The following is a 17,348-nucleotide window of genomic DNA, read 5'->3' as shown; positions in this document are numbered from 1 at the left end:
CCAGCACGTAGGCTTGACTGTTGGTTGTCTGTTCCTTGGTGCCCAAAAGCTGTTGCTGCGGGTACCTCTCTGATCGATGGCCGAGACCATAAATCTGTTGGCGGTAAATGTCGCCAGCAACAAAAGTTAGCGGAGGATATGGCCAAGAAAGAGGGTGTCATCGAGGTAGAAGGCACCGTGTCAGAGGCACTGCCCAACGCGATGTTCCGTGTTGAGCTGCCCAACGGGCACGTTGTACTTGCAACTATCTCGGGAAAGATGCGTCAGCACTACATTCGAATCCTCCCTGAGGATCGCGTAGTGGTGGAACTCAGTCCGTATGACCTCAACCGCGGACGTATCGTTTACCGCTACAAGTAAAGATTTTTGTTCTTCCTTCCCTTGGGATGGGCGACAAAGGTAATTACGCTCCACTGAAACCGCAACCGCAAAAGGAGTAAGCCGTGAAGGTTAACCCTAGCGTGAAGCCGATCTGCGATAAGTGCAAGGTGATCCGCCGTAATGGTCGGGTCATGGTGATCTGCGAAAATCCACGCCATAAGCAGCGTCAGGGCTAATTTCCCTCACGGGAAATCCTGCGCGTAGTAATTGTAATCGGCAGTACAGCATCCACCGCGCGATGCACACCCACGGCACGGAGGCCGTGGACTGGGAATTCCCAGGATTGTACTGCTTTAGACCTCCGCACATCGAAAGGTAGACAGCATATGGCTCGTCTAGCTGGCGTAGACATCCCGCGCGAAAAGCGCGTGATTATTGCGCTTACCTACATCTACGGCGTGGGCAAGACCCGTGCAGAACAGACCATCGCCGAGACCGGGATCAACCCGGACACTCGCGTGAAGGATCTGACCGACGCTGAGCTGGTTCAGCTGCGTGACTTCATTGAAGGCAGCTTCAAGGTTGAGGGTGACCTCCGCCGTGAAGTGGCAGCTGACATTCGCCGCAAGGTTGAAATCGGCTCCTACGAAGGCATCCGCCACCGCAAGGGCCTGCCGGTCCGCGGTCAGCGCACCAAGACCAACGCTCGTACCCGCAAGGGCCCGAAGCGCACCGTCGCCGGTAAGAAGAAGACCCGCTAAATCTAGCGGTCGTCACTAAGCCAAATTTCTCGTAGGAGTAAGCATGCCCCCCAAGACTCGTGGAGCGGTCCGCAAGCCGCGTCGCAAGGACAAAAAGAATATCGCGCTCGGACAGGCGCACATCAAGAGCACCTTCAACAACACCATCGTTTCCATCACGGATCCTTCAGGTGCTGTAATCTCGTGGGCCTCGGCCGGCGAGGTTGGCTTCAAGGGCTCGCGCAAGTCCACTCCGTACGCTGCACAGATGGCCGCCGAGGCTGCTGCAAAGCGTGCTCAGGAGCACGGACTTCGCAAGGTTGACGTTTTCGTCAAGGGCCCGGGCTCGGGACGCGAAACCGCGATCCGCTCGCTGCAGGCTGCTGGCCTTGAGGTTGGGTCCATCCAGGACGTTTCCCCAAGCGCACACAACGGCTGCCGCCCGCCAAAGCGTCGCCGCGTCTAATAATGACTGTCTGGCTTTGATGCCGCCGCGTCTTTCCCCCGCAAGGGGGTTGGGCGCGGCGGCATGATCGCCACGGCTAGCCAGACCGAACCAGACGAACGCCGACGAGGCATACGTCGTTTCCACCCCCTGTGTTGCGTCATATAGCGGACGCTCGCTGAAAGGAAATGTAAGTGCTCATTGCACAGCGCCCTACCCTGACCGAAGAAGTCGTAGCGGATAACCGCTCCCGTTTCGTAATTGAACCGTTGGAGCCTGGCTTCGGCTACACCCTGGGTAACTCGCTTCGCCGTACCCTGCTCTCCTCCATTCCTGGTGCAGCTGTCACCAGTGTGCGGATCGACGGGGTACTGCACGAGTTCACCACCGTAGCCGGTGTGAAGGAAGATGTCACCGAGCTGATTCTGAACATCAAGAATCTCTCAGTGTCCTCCGAACATGACGAGCCGGTCGTCGCCTACCTGCGCAAGCAGGGCCCGGGCGTCGTCACCGCAGCCGACATCACCCCGCCAGCCGGCGTGGAATTCCACAACCCGGACCTGCACATCGCGACATTGAACGCGAAGGGCAAGTTCGACATGGAACTGACCATCGAACGTGGCCGCGGTTATGTTTCTGCAGCGCAGAACAAGAACGTGGACGCAGAGATCGGTCGCATCCCCGTGGATTCGATCTACTCGCCGGTGATGAAGGTGACCTTCCGCGTGGAGGCCACCCGTGTCGAGCAGCGCACCGACTTTGACAAGCTCATCGTCGATGTCGAGACCAAGGACTCGATGCTTCCGCGCGATGCAGTTGCATCCGCAGGCACCACCCTGGTTGAACTGTTCGGCCTGGCACGCGAGCTGAACACCGCCGCTGAAGGCATCGAGATCGGCCCGTCCCCGACGGACGCCGCACTCGCAGCCGACATGGCACTGCCGATCGAAGACCTCGAATTGACGGTTCGCTCGTACAACTGCCTCAAGCGTGAGGGCATCCACTCCGTGGGTGAACTCGTTGCACGCTCCGAGGCCGACCTGATGGACATCCGCAACTTCGGTGCGAAGTCCATCGACGAGGTCAAGGCGAAGCTGATCGATTTGGGTCTGGCCCTGAAGGATTCCCCTCCGGGCTTCGATCTTGCAGCACGTGCCGCCGCCATTGGCGACGATGACGTCTACGGTGAGGAAGAAGTCTAAGACTTCTTGGCCCACCAGCTATAGAACTTAAACCTTTGCGCCCGGTATCCCACCGGGGCCCCGGGCGCAAGGGCCACCATACTAGGAGAACACTATGCCTACCCCTCCCAAGGGTCCGCGTCTCGGCGGCAGCGCAGCTCACGAGCGTTTGATGCTCGCGAACCTGTCCGCGCAGCTGTTCGAGAACAAATCCATCACCACCACGCTGACCAAGGCCAAGCGCCTTCGTCCGCACGCAGAGCGCCTGATCACCTTCGCCAAGCGCGGAGACCTGGCCTCGCGTCGCCGCGTCCAGGCAGTCATTGCCTCGCGCAGCCGCACCAACAAGTCGATCGTTCACGAGCTGTTCGAGAACATCGCACCGCTCATGGCCGAGCGCCCGGGTGGATACACCCGCATCACCAAGATCGGCAACCGCAAGGGCGACAACGCCCCGATGGCTGTCATCGAATTGGTCATGGAGCCGGTTTCCCCGAAGCAGGCCGTTGTGAAGGAAGCCGAAAAGGCTGCCGCAGTGGCTGCTCCGGTTGAAGAGGTCGTTGAGACCGAAGCAACCGAAACCGCCGAGGTCGTTGAGACCGAGGCAGCAGAGGAGAACAAGGCCTAGTCCTTGTCCCCCTGGCAACAGCCAAAACATTGGCCCGGTGCGGCTTTTCCCGATTGCGGGGAAAATGCACCGGGCCAATGGCTTTAAACGGCGCCGGCCCGCAGCGGGACGGCGCGTGGATCTAGGATTGAAACATGTTGATTCCCGCCATTGATTCGGTGGATCCCTCACTGGCCCCCAGTTCCAGCCCCACCGAGCCGGCGCTGGTGCGCATGTGCGTGCGACTGGGATACGACGGCACCGGATACAACGGCTGGGCCATCCAGCCTGGCCTTCCCACGGTGCAAGGCGTGGTGGAAGCGGCCCTGGCCATGCTCCTGCGCCGGCCCGTGCGCACCACGGTGGCCGGGCGCACAGACGCCGGGGTCCACGCCCGGAACCAGATGGTCCATTTCGACCTGACCGCCGCCGAATTCGAGTCCCTGCCCCGCGGCGCGGCCATCTCCCCGGAACGTGCACTGGTTCGCAGGCTGCGCGGGGTGCTGACCCGGGAACGCGGGGCCATCCTCATCCACCAGGCAGCGGTCGCCCCGGCCGGGTTCGATGCGCGCTTCTCCGCACTCTGGCGGCGATACTCCTACCGGATCGCCGACGGCGCCGGAAACTGGGACCCGCTCTCGCGCGCCTACACGATGTGGCACAAGCGCGAGGTCGATGTGGAGCTGCTGGACGCCGAGGCGAAAAGCCTGCTGGGCCGCCACGACTTCCTGTCCTTCTGCAAGCCGCGCGACCACGCCACCACCATCCGCACACTGACCGAATTCTCCTTCGCCCGCGACGAGCGCGGCATCGTGGTGGCCCACCTGAAGGCCGACGCGTTCTGCCACAACATGGTCCGCGCCCTCATCGGGGCGTGCCTGCTGGTGGGCGACGGGCGGGAGGAACCCGGCTGGGTTGCCGCCCGCCTCGCCGAGGAGCTGCGCGATTCCAAGACGTTGCTGGCCGATCCCCGGGCCCTGGTGCTCGAGGAAGTGGCCTACCCCGACGGACGCGAGGCTGCGGCGCGTGCCGAGCTCACCCGGGCCAGGCGGCTGCCGCACGACGTGGGCATCCCCATCGGGGGAGTGTCGCTGGAATAGCGGCTGCCCGGAAGCTGCCGCAGCGAACCAACGCGCAAACGCCACCTGGGTGGTATCTCGCCGGGTAGAAGCCTTCCGCTCGATCCTGGGGGGATTTTTGCCTGGCCAGATGGTCCCGTCCCCAGGGCCCGCGGCGATGACGAAGCAGGCCGCCGATGCGGTGCAATTACACGTGGGTCGTGACCGGGTTGTGAAGCCTTCGGTGCAAGGCCACTGCATGCCAAGCAAGGCCATAGACAGCCAATGCCCCAAGCAGTGCGGTGCCACCCCGGAGAATCATGATCTGCAGGAACAGCTCGGCACTCGCCGCATCTTCGACGGCCGGGGTCGCGCCCAGGCCCAGGAAGGCAGCCGCGGCGGCGGGAACAACGCAAACCAGCACCAACAACATGGTTCGAGCCTTCCGGCTCTGGTCCATGCTGTCCATCCCGCATGCGTAGGAGGTTCTGGGCTGTTTTCGGTACCAGAGCGCCAGGAGCGCCAATCCGGCCAGGCTGCTGCAGTGCTGCAGGATCCGGTAGACGGGAATACCGGCAAGGGGCTCGATGGACAGGACCGGAAATTGTAGAACCACCCAGCCGGTGGAATGCGTGAACGAATCCCATACGAGGTGTGTGAGAAGCCCGATCAACAAGGAATGGAACGTCCACAGCACAAGGTGCGCACGGCTGGGCGGGCGCCCCGCGAACGCTCGTTGTACCGGAATCCACGATTCGGGAAGCGCCCAGCGCATGGGTCGGTCCACAAATGCCATGAACCCCGCCAGCACCAAGGCCAGTGGCAATCCGATGGTCAGGATCTGCGTGAACCCATGTGAACTGATCCCGCTGAGCAGGGAGGCGAACCACCCGTCGTTGCTCGGCTTTGCCATGATGAAGTACGGGAGGTCCGGCGCCATGGCTCCGGCAACCAGTGCCACCGGTACGACGGGCATGCGCATGAACGGCAGGACAGCAGCCGCATGGGCCAGTGTGAAGGGCAAGTGGATCCTCTAACCGTTGTGTCATGGTCCATGGCAATAGATTCCTGGTGCGCATGGGGTCAGTCCAAGCCTAGTTGCCGCGCGTTCGGAAACTCGCGGGATGTTCCGTGTTGACGGGTACATTTGCCTCGGAGTTGTGGGCCTGCGCTCCTCCCCAAGGCCGCCGCCTGCGACGATTGACAGGCGCGAGTATGTTTCCCCGATCGGTCTTGAAGCAGCACTGCCGGCAGGCTCAATATGCTCCCCTTCCCTATTTCTTCCCATCGAGGTGTCGTAGGGTGATGTCTAGGAAGCGGGCCTGTGTCGATTGGGGAATTGCACGGGACCGCACGGTTATCACTTTTGGGGAAGTGGGTACGTGCCTAATGTTGAGACGTCTGGGAAAATATGGCCAGTCCAATGGGCTGGAATTGCAGGTCCCAAGGACCGCAAGAAGGGCAAGTCCCTCGAGCTTGGCAATCAAGTGGGTTGCGGAATTGTTCGCCGCCGGAGGACCAAGAATTGCGGTCTCGGCCCAAGGCGACTGCGGGGCGCTTCCGAACGGTTTTTCATTGGACCCCGCCAGGGCTGCCCTGTTGGTTGAACGCCCCGTTCGGCGAGGTCGAGCGATGGTCTGTACCTGCATCCGCGCGGAGGACTTGCGGGGGATCGCCGTCCCGGACCCCGAATGCCCGGTAATCATCCAATTTGTGGATTCGCTGGGTTCAACCTAAAGGGGGCAGCCCGTCGCCGGCGGGGGAGCTGCGCGCGGCTCCCCCGGGCCCGTCGGCGGATTCCGTGACCCCGATCCGGGCGGTGAGAGACGAATCACGCTCGCGTAGCGCGGTTCACGGCGCACGCTTTGGTGGTGCCGGGGTTAATCCGATAGACTAACGGCTGTTGTGCGTGTCCTTTGTTCGACACAACCTTCTCCGCGTGACGGCTCAGTTGCAGAGCCACTGGTCTGCTGGGATTGCGAACATTCATGGACGGCCGGTCTTTTCAGTCCTCACCTGGCGAACTGGTACAGCGCATCGAAACACAGCACAAAGACAATAGTGGATCTCACAGCCGCTGTTTGGACCTGTGCTTGACCAGTAACCAATAAACAAAGGCAATTACAGTGCGTACGTTCACTCCAAAGCCGGCTGACCAGACCCGCCAGTGGCACATCATTGATGCCACTGACGTTGTACTTGGCCGCCTCGCCGTCCAGGCCGCAACCCTGCTGCGCGGCAAGCACAAGGCTACCTTCGCCCCCCACATGGACATGGGCGACCACGTCATCATCATCAACGCCGAGAAGGTTGCCCTCACCGGCGCCAAGCTCGAAAACAAGCGCGCCTACCGCCACTCGGGTTTCCCGGGCGGCCTGAAGTCCGTGACCTACGCCGAGCTTCTTGAAAAGAACCCGGTCCAGGCAGTGGAGAAGGCCATCAAGGGCATGCTCCCGAAGAACTCGCTGGCTGCGGATCAGCTGTCCAAGTTGAAGGTCTACCGCGGTGCCGAGCACCCGCACGCTGCACAGCAGCCGCAGACCTTCGAAATCACCCAGGTCGCGCAGTAGCGCTGGGCCCCGAGAACAAGACTTTAGGAGATTATCGTGGCTCAGAACACTGAAGAGATCACTGAATTCGAGGGTGAAGCTCCGACTTCGTACACCTCGGAAACCGTTGCCGTAGAGGCAGAGGCAGTCAAGGAACGTCCGGCACTGACCGTTGCAGGCGCAGCAGTTGGCCGCCGCAAGCAGGCAATTGCCCGCGTGCGCGTCGTTCCGGGCACCGGCCAGTGGACCCTCAACGGCCGCTCGCTGGACAACTACTTCCCGAACAAGCTGCACCAGCAGGACGTCAACGAACCGTTCAAGCTCCTCGAGCTGGACGGCGCATACGACGTCATCGCACGCATCCACGGTGGCGGCCCCTCGGGCCAGGCCGGTGCGCTGCGCCTGGGCATCGCCCGCTCGCTGAACGAGATCGACCGCGACAACAACCGCGCCGCTCTCAAGAAGGCCGGCTACTTGACTCGTGACGCACGCGTCATCGAGCGCAAGAAGGCTGGTCTCAAGAAGGCCCGTAAGGCTTCGCAGTTCTCCAAGCGCTAAACCGCTTGCGCCGGGTTTTCACCCGGCACCGAAGGGTCCCGGCATTCGTGCCGGGGCCCTTCGCCCGTTAAGGCGCGGTGCCTTAGTGGGATATGGCACATGATTAGGCAAAGATTGCCTTGATAAACCCCACAGATGCCCGACTTCGGGGATTCCTGGCCCTATGATGGATGACGATGGCAAGGTTATTTGGGACCGATGGTGTCCGCGGAAAAGCAAACGAACTTCTGACCCCCGAACTGGCGATGGCGCTTTCACAGGCCGCCGCGATGGTGCTGGGGCACGAGAAAATACATGACGGGCGCAGGCCCGTGGCGGTGGTGGCCAAGGATCCCAGGATCAGTGGCGACTTCCTCTCTGCTGCAATCGAGGCGGGGCTCGCAGCCTCCGGCGTCGACGTGCACGACGCGGGGACCCTGCCGACGCCGGCGGCGGCGTACCTGGTCGCGGATCTGGGCGCCGACTTCGGCGTCATGATCTCCGCCTCGCACAACCCCGCGCCGGACAACGGGATCAAGTTCCTGGCCCGCGGCGGCAAGAAGCTGGACGACGCGCTCGAGGACGCCATCGAGGCGGCCCTGGACAAGCCCAAGTACCGTCCGGTCGGCGGTGACGTGGGACGGGTAACCCGCTTTGCGGACGCCGAGGACCGCTACGTCATGCACCTCCTGCAGACGCTGCCGAACCGGCTTGATGGCATGAAGGTCGTCCTTGACTGTGCCCACGGCGCGGCCAGCGGCTGCTCTCCGGAGGTCTTCAACGCCGCCGGGGCACAGGTCGTGGTCATCGGCGCGGAACCCGACGGCATCAACATCAACGACGGCTACGGCTCCACGCACCTTGAGCGCCTGCAGGCCGCAGTGCTGGACAACGGCGCGGACCTGGGCATCGCCCACGACGGCGACGCCGACCGCTGCCTGGCGGTGGACCACGAGGGAACCGTTGTGGACGGGGACCAGATCATGGCGATCATGGCCACCGACATGAAGGAACGCGGCGTCCTGAAGGACGACACCCTGGTGGCCACCGTGATGAGCAACCTCGGCCTGAAGATCGCCATGCGCGAGGCCGGCATCACCATGCTGGAAACCGGGGTGGGGGACCGCTACGTGCTCGAGGGCATGCGCACCGGCGACTTCAACCTGGGCGGGGAACAATCCGGACATGTGATCTTCGCCGACCACGCCACCACCGGAGACGGGGTGCTGACCGGCCTGCACATCGCCGCACGCGTCAAGGCCACAGGCAAGACCCTCAAGGAGCTTGCCGCCGCCATGACGGTGCTTCCGCAGGTGCTGATCAACGTCAAGGGCGTCGACAAGGAAGCAGCTCCGAGCAACAAGGTGCTGATCACCGCGATCGCCGCCGCCGAGGCGGAACTGGGCGAGAACGGACGCGTGTTGCTGCGCCCTTCGGGAACCGAGCCGGTGGTCCGTGTGATGGTCGAGGCCACCTCGCACGACATGGCAAGTTCCCTGGCGCAGTCGCTGGCCGACGTCGTGCAGCGCGAACTGGCACTCTGATATCCACTCCCGCATTGCCAATGTGGCCGGGCGTTCCGGCACCACGGGTGCCCGGCGCTCGGCCACGTTCATTTGTGCAGGTGCAACACCCTCGTTGCACCCCAAATAGTTGAAGGGTTTCCCACGGGCATGAGCATGAAGATTTCGGTGGTCGGCACCGGGTACCTGGGCGCGACGCACGCGGCCTGCATGGCGGAGCTGGGATTCGAGGTCATCGGCGTCGACGTCGACCCGGCCAAGATCGAGGCACTCTCCGCGGGCCTGCTGCCCTTCCACGAGCCCGGCCTGCCCGAGCTGCTGCGCAAGCACGTGGCCTCGGGCCGGTTGCGCTTCACCACCGACTATGAGCAGGTGTCCTCCTGGGCGGACGTGCACTTCATCGGCGTCGGCACCCCGCAGCGCGCCGACGGGCACGGGGCCGACATGCGCTATGTCGACGCGGCAGTCGCCGAGCTGGCCACCCGCATCCGCGGCAAGGCCCTGATCGTGGGCAAGTCCACGGTGCCGGTGGGCACCGCCCGCCGGCTGCGCCGGCTGATTGCCGTCAACGCGCACCCGGACGCCGAGATCACCCTGGCCTGGAACCCCGAGTTCCTGCGGGAGGGCTTCGCCGTGGCCGACACCATGACCCCCGACCGGCTGGTGCTGGGTGTCGAGGACGAAACCTCTGAGATGGTCCTGCGCAGCATCTACGCAAGGTCGCTGGAGGCGGACACCCCGTTGATCGTGACGGACTTCGAGACGGCGGAACTGGTCAAGGTCGCAGCCAACGCCTTCCTGGCCACCAAGATTTCCTTCATCAACTCCTTTGCCGAGGTCACCGAGACGATCGGCGGGGACATCACGGTGCTGGCCGACGCGCTGGGCCACGATGCGCGCATCGGGCGGAAGTTCCTCAACGCCGGGGTCGGTTTCGGTGGAGGCTGCCTGCCCAAGGACATACGCGCCCTGCAGGCGCGGACGAGCGAACTGGGCCTGACCCACACCATGGGATTCCTGGCCGAGGTCGACGAGATCAACCTGCGCCGCCGTGAACGCGTGGTGCGCCTGGCCCACACCATGCTCAACGAGAAGCTGGTCGGTGCGCGCATTGCCGTTCTCGGGGTGACCTTCAAGCCCGATTCGGACGACGTTCGCGACTCCCCGGCCCTGGACATCGCGGTGCGGCTCTTCAACGCCGGTGCCGACGTGCTGGTCTACGACCCCAAGGGCAACAAGAACGCCGCCGATCGCTTCCCGCGCCTGCACTACGCCAACGACCTGCCCGAGTCCGTGGCCCAGGCGGACCTGGTGCTGCTGCTGACCGAGTGGGCCGAGTTCAGGGCCCTGGTTCCCGCGGATCTGGACCCGTTGGTGGCCGCGCGCCGGATCATCGACGGACGCAACGTGCTTTCCCGGGGCCAATGGGAGGCCGCCGGCTGGGAGATCGTGGGGATGGGCCAGCACTACGCCCCGCTGGACGGGGAACTGTAGGACCCGAATTGAGTGGCTCGATCCGGGCGAGCGGGAATCCCCGGTCCGGGCCACACAGGGCATCTGCGCCTGCAAGTGGGCTGCTCCTGGTGAGGCCCGTGGGTGAAGCCCGGGATCGTTTCAGCATCGGCACATGAATGGGGACCACCTACGAAAGTGGTCCGTGCACGTCCCGTGTTGCCAGCGGACGGGCAGTATCCGTCCAGGTGTCCGTGTCAGGTGAACAAGATGAAGGCACCGATGCCGATTGCCACAACGGCAAGGAGTCCCAGTCCGACGTTTTGCCAGATGATGGGCACGCGTGGTCCCTGCCTGTAAAAGCGGTTGTAAATGCGTTTGCGTACTTTTCGTCCCAAGATTTCCTCCCCAAGTTTTACGCCCCCCAGGACGCGATTGGAATTGACTTTACCAGTTCCGGGATTCTTGGCCATCAATGTGACTATTTACTCAATGCCTATTATTGAGTGGTTTTGATGTTTTGTTGATTCGAAACCCTGGACCCGACTGGCAACCGGGCGACGGCGGCCGAGGGAGCGTTGTTGGCGGCTCGGTCGGGACGGGGAGGGGCCGCGTGTTGATTTTCCTTGGCCCGCGTTCAAACCGGATAGCTGCCGCCCTAGTGGGATTTCGAAGATTGAAAAGTGAAAGCTGACTTCGCGTCTTCTTCAAGTCCATGTAGGAGCCCTGCACCGATTTCACGCTTCCAACATAGGGATTTAGTAACATCGGCCGTTTGACGTGCCAAATCGGGAAAATTGGGTAGCATGTTCTCAGCGTTGGTTACCCCAATTACCCGCGCGAGCATGCTGCGGATACCCCAAGTTTCCGCAACTGCGAAAAGGGCCCACTATTACTCGCAAGTTTGGTGGGCCCTTTTTCAATGCTGGAAACCGGGTCCTCTCGTCGGCAGCAGTGCCCCGTACGGAGCCTGGGGCAACAAGTCCTTGGCCGCACAGCAGCCCCACCAGCAGGTCCGAGTCGCCGAATCAGAGCTTCAGGGACATATTCACCTGAGTGGAATATTTGGTCCCGCGGCGCAGTTTCCCCGCCACATTGGTACCGATCCATACCGATGATTCCGATTCGTTCCCTTTATGCACGTTCACATTCTTCCATCTGGTCACAATACAAGTGCCGGAGTGTGCCCTTTTTAGGGGCCCGGTGAGACAGCTCGACCAGACCTTGAGGGGGGATCATGGCCGCATCGCGCCATCGAACACCGGATAAATTGATCAGGAGACCGCGCGCCTTGGTGGCGTCGCTCGCCGCCGTGGCTTTGGGCTTTGGGGCCTTGATGGGCACAGGTCCAGCACAGGGGTGGGCCGCCGGCGTCGGAGACACCGACAACGCAACCAGCGCGGTATCTGCCGCTCCAATGGCTACCACAACCAAAGCCGGGACATCGCCGGTGGCGGAACCGATCAAGCAACCAGCTGGCCCAGTCAGCAGTACTGGTGACAGCAAAACCTCGGAGACGGAAAAGGCAGCCACCGAATCCGGCGGCAACCCATCCACGGATCCGGCACCCGAGACCGAGGCCAGCCAGTCTGCCGCCGAGTCGGGCGCCGCCGAGAGTTCTGTCGATGAAGAATCCGCTCCGTCCGAGACTGCAGCTCCGACGCAGGAACCGGCGACCGGATCCAAGCCCCGTGCGCCTGCCGAGGAATCGGTGCCACCAGCCTCCGGCAATGACGCCGGAAAGGCGGAGTTGGCCACCCCGGCCAAGCCCGAAGAAGGCGCTCCCCAGGAAACCGACGCAAAGCAAAGCGCCAAGTTGGCCGAGACCGAAGCCACAGCAGCCAAGCTCGTGGAGGCTTCCGGAACCGTCACCGCGCCGCAGGCGCTGTTGTGGCCGATCGAGATCTTGGTCCAAGATAATGACTCAGGCGACTTCTCCGCGAAATTCACACTGGCGCGGGGTGAATCCCACACCTGGGAAGGTCAGCTTCCCGAAGGTACGGGGGTGAACTATAGGATCACGAATCCCGATACGGAAATGCTCATCGATGTCTACAACAGAACCGACTCGATGGACTTGGACCTGGGCGGCGCCGGAATTGTCACCGGCACGCTCAAGGACTCCGCGGGCGCACCCCGCGCCGGAGTGCGGGTCGAGGCCCTGGCAGGGTATCCCTTCGAGCCGCGGCCGATTGAGACCAATGCCGAAGGGCGCTACCAATTCATCGTTGGGCAACCGGCCTCGTTTGGGTTGGTTATCGACGACACCTCGCAGAACGTGACCAGCACCATGGGAACGGTTTTGACGGTGGAACAACCCGCCGGAGCACAGCAGCTCACGGTTCGGCTCACCGATCCGAAGGGCAGCGACTTCACGCTGGAAGAGGGCGAAAGTGCCCATCTTTCCCTCGACGGAGAGTATGGCCAGACTCGCGACCTTGCCGCGGGCGAGAACTCCGTTATCTTCAACGCACCCGCTGGTTCGTACCGGCTGAGCGCGCGCGTTGATTCGTCCGGAGGGTCGCTGGATAACTATTACCCGGGCGTGGTCTCCGAGGAAGACGCAGTCCTTCTTGAAGCAGTCGTCGGCGGGGAACCGAAAACCATTGAATTCCCCGTGGACCGGGGCAGCAGCATCGGCAGCATCTTCGTCGATGAAAACGGCGCCCCGGCCCGCATTCCGAACGGGGGGTATGGGGAAGCAGAAATTGCCCAGAACGGCATGACCTCCGCAACGAAGTGGATCAGTGAAGGTGAGTCCGGATTCTTGTTCGGTTTCCTGGCCCCCGGCGAGTACGAGGTGAGCTTCAATTACCTTGACCGCGGCGGGGACAGCGTCCAGAGGAAGCAGGTCGCGGTTGTCGCCGGGGCCAATGCCACCGGGATCGAATTCGTGGTTCCCCGATCCAACACCGTCTCGGGCAGCCTAGTCGATTCACAAGGCGACCCGGCTCCCATCCCAGAGGACCAGTGGAGCGAACTAGTGCTCGAGGACGAGAATGGCGGCCGTCAGTGGCTCAATATCGAGCCAGGCCAAAGCACCTTCGAATTCCGGGACGTCGTTGCAGGAAAATACACCATGACACTCTCCATAGATGGGGACACGCTGTACTACCCAGGCGTTGCGGACCAAGAACTGCAAGAACCGTTCGAGGTTTCCAGTGACCTGTTGGACCTGCGGTTCAACACCAGCTTCGGTTCGAGCATCTCAGGGACCGTCACCGGCCCCGAGGGCCAATCTGTTGCAGGTGCCAAGGTCTACCTGCACCCCGCCCAATCGCTGGAAACCTGGGACGCAGAACGCACCATCACCTCCGACGCCGAAGGCCGCTACGAATTCTCGCGCCTGTCAGTGGGCAACTACGCAGTGCGCGCGGGTGCCGGCGACTCGTACTACTTCGACCGCTGGCACACGACGCAGGCCAGCGGGGAGCCCAGCCCGGTGATTGTTTCGGAACCGGAGCAGCAGATCACCGCCGATGTCGTTCTGGCGGAGCAGGGCGGAAAACTGGATATCACCTGGCCCGAAGCCTACGACGCGTGCACGAGCACAACGGTTCGCTGGCACACTGCGGACGGGGACTACGTGTCGTTCAACGAAGACGGCGTTCTGCAGCCCGGCGAGTATCGCCTTGGCATTGAATGCGGCAGCGAGACGTATTGGTGGGATGGTGCCGCAGACATGGAATCCTCGGACCTTATATCAATCGTTGAAGGCGAAACCACCAAGGTGGACTTCTCGGCTTGGGAGGGAAGCCAGGGCAGCATCTCGGGAAGCGTGAGCATCGACGGCAAGAAAGATGTAGGAGCCTACCTCACCCTGTCCCGCCGCGTCAGTGACGAGTGGGGTTCCTGGGATGAATATGTGGCCTCGGTGTGGAGCCCCGATGGTCGCTATTCTTTCGGGGTCAGCGAGCCCGGGGAATACCTGGTGCAGGTGGATCCTTCGGGGGGTTACCAGAACGCATGGCACGACGGGTCCGCATCACTGGAAAAGGTCTCACCGCTGGTGCACAACGGCACCGAAGCAAAGAGCGCGGACATCGCGCTGGCCTACCCCGTGTCATTGACGGTGCGCACGTTCGACGCCGCGACCAACACCGCGGTGGAGGGCGAGCCCTATCTCCATACGACCGGTGGGATCTCGAGTTCGACGGCGTACGGGAACGTGGCGACGTTGAAGCTGCTCCAAACCGGGGAAGTGGAAATTCTTGCCCGCAGCGCCGGCTATGTTGATACGGCGGCCAAGGTGGCTGTGCCTACCAAGGGCGCCCACACCTACGACCTGCACATGGACAAGGGCGCGAAGCTCGGCGTAACGGTCCTGGCGGACAACAACTCCCTGCCGTTGCGCAACGTGTGGGTGCAGAGCCTGTCCGACGGCACCGAGTCGTGGGACTCTGACAGCGAATGGACCGGCCATGACGGTCGCGCCGAGTTCGTGCTCTCCCCGGGCCAGTACTTCGTCTGCGTCCCCGACGCGGGTCTGTATGTGGGCCAGTGCGACGAGCATGATCCGGCCACCGGCCAGCTCGTCACGGTGGGCCCCGAGGGCCTGGAGACCACCATCCGCCTGACCCTGGGTGGCCAGATCAAGGGAGTCATCCAGGATGCCTCCGGCACCCCGCTGGAAGGCGTGACGGTCGGCCTTGCGAAGCCAAGGGAACCGGCGCCGGGCGGTGTCGCGGGCCTTTCCCGCAAGTTCGTCTCGCTCTTCGCGGCTCCCGTCGCGGGAGACAACGGGCAGTTGGTGGGGGAGACCACCCTGACCAACGCCAACGGCGAGTACACGCTTCCGCCGGTGGACCCGGGGCAGTATGCGCTGTTCGCCTACCGCGCAGACCTGGGCACCACCTGGTACCCGGAATCCGGCACCTTCACCGGCTCCGAGCTGCTGGACATTGCCCCGGGCTCCACGCGGAACCTGGCGTTCACGGCCTCGATTCCGGCGGACGGCATCATCCGCACCCCGGAGCAGTCGCTGACCACGGCGTTCCGCATCACCGTGCAACCGGTGGCGCAGGCCGCGGCCCAAGACGGCGACACGGTCAAACTGGCGGCGTGGGCGGCGGGCGATCCACTACCCACCGTGCGCTGGCAACGCAGCAACGACGAAGGCACCACCTGGGCAGACGTCGCGGGCGAGGTCTCCGAGACCTTCGGCTTCACGGCCAAGCTAGCCGATAATTCGGCGCAGTTCCGTGCGGTGTTCACCCAGTCCGGCGTGGAACTCGTTTCGAATGCGTCGAAGCTGGTGGTCAAAGCGCCCGCCGTGGCACCTGCCGCCGTGGAAAGCATCGAGATCACTGCGATGACGGACACCGCGGCCACGCTGCAGTGGGAGGCCCCCAACGACGGCGGATCGCCGATCCAGGGCTACACGGTCCACCTGCACCAGGGAGGGGAACTGATCCGCACGCTCAACCCGGGCAATGTCCTTTCCCTCACCGTAGGCGGCCTCGAGGCCGAGACTCCGTACACGGCCACGCTCACCGCCCACAACGCGGCCGGGACCGGTCCGGTTTCGGCGGCCGTCGCCTTCACCACCGAGACCAAGCCGGCAGCGGCCACGGCACCGGCGAAGATCCTGTATGTCATCATCAGGGCCACCCACGAGAGTGCCGTGGTTTCCTGGGATGCCCCGGACGACGGCGGTTCGCCGATCACCGGCTACACGGTTCAGGTGTGGCATGCCGGCACGCCGTTCCGGACCTTCGAGAACATCACCGAAACCTCGGTGGTGGTCGACGGCCTGGCTCCGCTGGACGAGTACGGCCTGGTGGTCACCGCGCACAACGCCGTGGGCTCCACGGAGTCCGGAGGCAAGCGGATCATGACGATGCCGGCACCAACAGCGGAACCAACGCCAACTCCGACCGCGGAACCGTCCGAAGAGCCGACACCGACTCCGACTGTGGGGCCGAGCACGACTCCGGAGCCGACCGAGGAGCCGACTGTGACGCCAACGCCGACTGAGGAACCGAGCACGACTCCGGAGCCGACCGAGGGGCCGACGGTGACACCAACTCCGACCGAGGAGCCGAGCACGACGCCGGTACCGACTGAGGAGCCGACGGTGACGCCAACTCCGACTGAGGAGCCGACGGTGACGCCAACTCCGACTGAGGAGCCGACGGTGACGCCAACTCCGACTGAGGAGCCGAGCACGTCTCCGGAGCCGAGCACGACGCCGGAACCGACTCAGGAGCCGAGCAAGACTCCGACTGAGGAGCCGACAGTGACTCAGACGCCGACCGAGGAACCGTCTACGGCTCCGAGGCCGACACCCGGTGGAAACCATCCTCCGCGGGAACCGCGTGAATCCGATCTCGTCGGGGAAGCCAGCGACAGCGTCAAGGTGCCGTCGAAGGCCAAGGCGGGCGCCCGGATCGAGATCGTGGTGACCGGTGTCGAAGAAGGGCAGAAGGTGAACGTGTACGCGTTCTCCAAGCCGGTCCATCTTGGCACCGAAACAGTGGGCACGGGCGGCCTCGTCTCTGTTTCCCTGCCTGCCGGGCTCGTGGGTGAGCACCGCATTGCCGTCTACCTGCAGGACGGGACCCTGGTGGGCTGGGACCGCATCACGATCGCGGACTCCGCAGCAACGCCTCCTGCGGGAGAAACTCCGGAGGGAACCGCAACGACGGACGCGACTGAATCCGCGGCGCCAAGCGGTACCGAGTCCTCGGCACCGACAGGTTCCCCAACCGATCCGGCTGCGTCAGGGGACAAGGACGATTCGCTGGCGCGCACCGGAACGGAATTCATTCCACTCGGGGCTGTGGCGATCGGACTGATCCTCGGTGGGTTCGTGCTCTATCGCCGGAAGGCGTACGTGGGCTCGCACCGAAACTAAACCGCGGCTCACAAAGGGCGGGACGGTCATCCTGAGGGTGGCCGCCCCGCCCCTTCATTTTCCACACCGATTTACCTAA

The 17,348-nt window shown here is 63.4% G+C and carries 14 protein-coding genes; 12 read left to right on the top strand and 2 right to left on the bottom strand.

The genetic code is table 11. From position 1 onward, the window contains the following. Positions 1-138 precede the first annotated feature (138 nt). The 7 genes from infA (at position 139) to truA (ending at position 4,394) form a co-directional block, all read left to right on the top strand. Positions 139-360 (top strand): translation initiation factor IF-1, encoded by a 222-nt coding sequence (gene infA / locus J2T21_RS12740; protein ID WP_068731548.1) that lies wholly within the window; start codon positions 139-141, stop codon positions 358-360. 83 nt (positions 361-443) lie between these two features. Beyond that, on the top strand, positions 444-557 hold the full coding sequence (rpmJ, locus tag J2T21_RS12735; protein ID WP_071894985.1) for a 50S ribosomal protein L36: 114 nt from the start codon (positions 444-446) through the stop codon (positions 555-557). 150 nt (positions 558-707) lie between these two features. Next, positions 708-1,082, top strand: a complete 375-nt coding sequence (rpsM, locus tag J2T21_RS12730) for a 30S ribosomal protein S13 (protein WP_071212955.1) — start codon at positions 708-710, stop codon at positions 1,080-1,082. Between the two features lie 43 nt (positions 1,083-1,125). Then, positions 1,126-1,527 carry a 30S ribosomal protein S11 gene (gene rpsK, locus J2T21_RS12725; protein ID WP_071212956.1) on the top strand — a complete coding sequence of 134 codons (402 nt, stop codon included), beginning with the start codon at positions 1,126-1,128 and terminating at the stop codon, positions 1,525-1,527. A gap of 173 nt (positions 1,528-1,700) precedes the next feature. Beyond that, positions 1,701-2,708 (top strand): DNA-directed RNA polymerase subunit alpha, encoded by a 1,008-nt coding sequence (locus tag J2T21_RS12720; protein ID WP_307581721.1) that lies wholly within the window; start codon positions 1,701-1,703, stop codon positions 2,706-2,708. 94 nt (positions 2,709-2,802) lie between these two features. Further along, positions 2,803-3,315 carry a 50S ribosomal protein L17 gene (rplQ, locus tag J2T21_RS12715; protein WP_132358637.1) on the top strand — a complete coding sequence of 171 codons (513 nt, stop codon included), beginning with the start codon at positions 2,803-2,805 and terminating at the stop codon, positions 3,313-3,315. Between the two features lie 134 nt (positions 3,316-3,449). Then, positions 3,450-4,394 carry a tRNA pseudouridine(38-40) synthase TruA gene (gene truA / locus J2T21_RS12710; protein WP_373457928.1) on the top strand — a complete coding sequence of 315 codons (945 nt, stop codon included), beginning with the start codon at positions 3,450-3,452 and terminating at the stop codon, positions 4,392-4,394. 166 nt (positions 4,395-4,560) lie between these two features. On the opposite strand, the gene J2T21_RS12705 is transcribed toward truA, so the two are convergent. Next, on the bottom strand, positions 4,561-5,376 hold the full coding sequence (locus tag J2T21_RS12705; RefSeq protein ID WP_307581720.1) for a DUF4184 family protein: 816 nt from the start codon (positions 5,374-5,376) through the stop codon (positions 4,561-4,563). Between the two features lie 1,102 nt (positions 5,377-6,478). Between J2T21_RS12705 and rplM the strand changes: the two genes are divergently transcribed. The 4 genes from rplM to J2T21_RS12685 all read left to right on the top strand — a co-directional run bounded on the left by rplM (position 6,479) and on the right by J2T21_RS12685 (position 10,455). Then, positions 6,479-6,922: a 50S ribosomal protein L13 gene (rplM, locus tag J2T21_RS12700; RefSeq protein WP_071212959.1), complete on the top strand. Its 444-nt coding sequence runs from the start codon at positions 6,479-6,481 to the stop codon at positions 6,920-6,922. Positions 6,923-6,958: 36 nt separating this feature from the next. Continuing rightward, entirely contained in the window at positions 6,959-7,459 is a 501-nt protein-coding gene (rpsI, locus tag J2T21_RS12695) for a 30S ribosomal protein S9 (protein ID WP_071212960.1), read from the top strand. A 176-nt stretch (positions 7,460-7,635) separates the two neighbouring features. Continuing rightward, positions 7,636-8,982 (top strand): phosphoglucosamine mutase, encoded by a 1,347-nt coding sequence (glmM, locus tag J2T21_RS12690; RefSeq protein WP_307581719.1) that lies wholly within the window; start codon positions 7,636-7,638, stop codon positions 8,980-8,982. A gap of 129 nt (positions 8,983-9,111) precedes the next feature. Continuing rightward, positions 9,112-10,455 carry a UDP-glucose dehydrogenase family protein gene (locus tag J2T21_RS12685; protein ID WP_307581718.1) on the top strand — a complete coding sequence of 448 codons (1,344 nt, stop codon included), beginning with the start codon at positions 9,112-9,114 and terminating at the stop codon, positions 10,453-10,455. 215 nt (positions 10,456-10,670) lie between these two features. Here J2T21_RS12685 and J2T21_RS12680 read toward each other — a convergent pair whose 3' ends face one another. Further along, positions 10,671-10,886: a hypothetical protein gene (locus J2T21_RS12680; protein ID WP_307581717.1), complete on the bottom strand. Its 216-nt coding sequence runs from the start codon at positions 10,884-10,886 to the stop codon at positions 10,671-10,673. 944 nt (positions 10,887-11,830) lie between these two features. Between J2T21_RS12680 and J2T21_RS12675 the strand changes: the two genes are divergently transcribed. Continuing rightward, positions 11,831-17,269, top strand: coding sequence for a fibronectin type III domain-containing protein (locus J2T21_RS12675; protein ID WP_307581716.1), 5,439 nt, complete (start codon positions 11,831-11,833; stop codon positions 17,267-17,269). Positions 17,270-17,348 lie beyond the last annotated feature (79 nt).

Origin of the sequence: Paeniglutamicibacter psychrophenolicus (genome assembly GCF_030812255.1) — a bacterium.
GTDB classification, from domain to species: Bacteria; Actinomycetota; Actinomycetes; order Actinomycetales; family Micrococcaceae; genus Paeniglutamicibacter; species Paeniglutamicibacter psychrophenolicus_A.
This window is presented reverse-complemented; position numbering and strand designations above follow the sequence as displayed.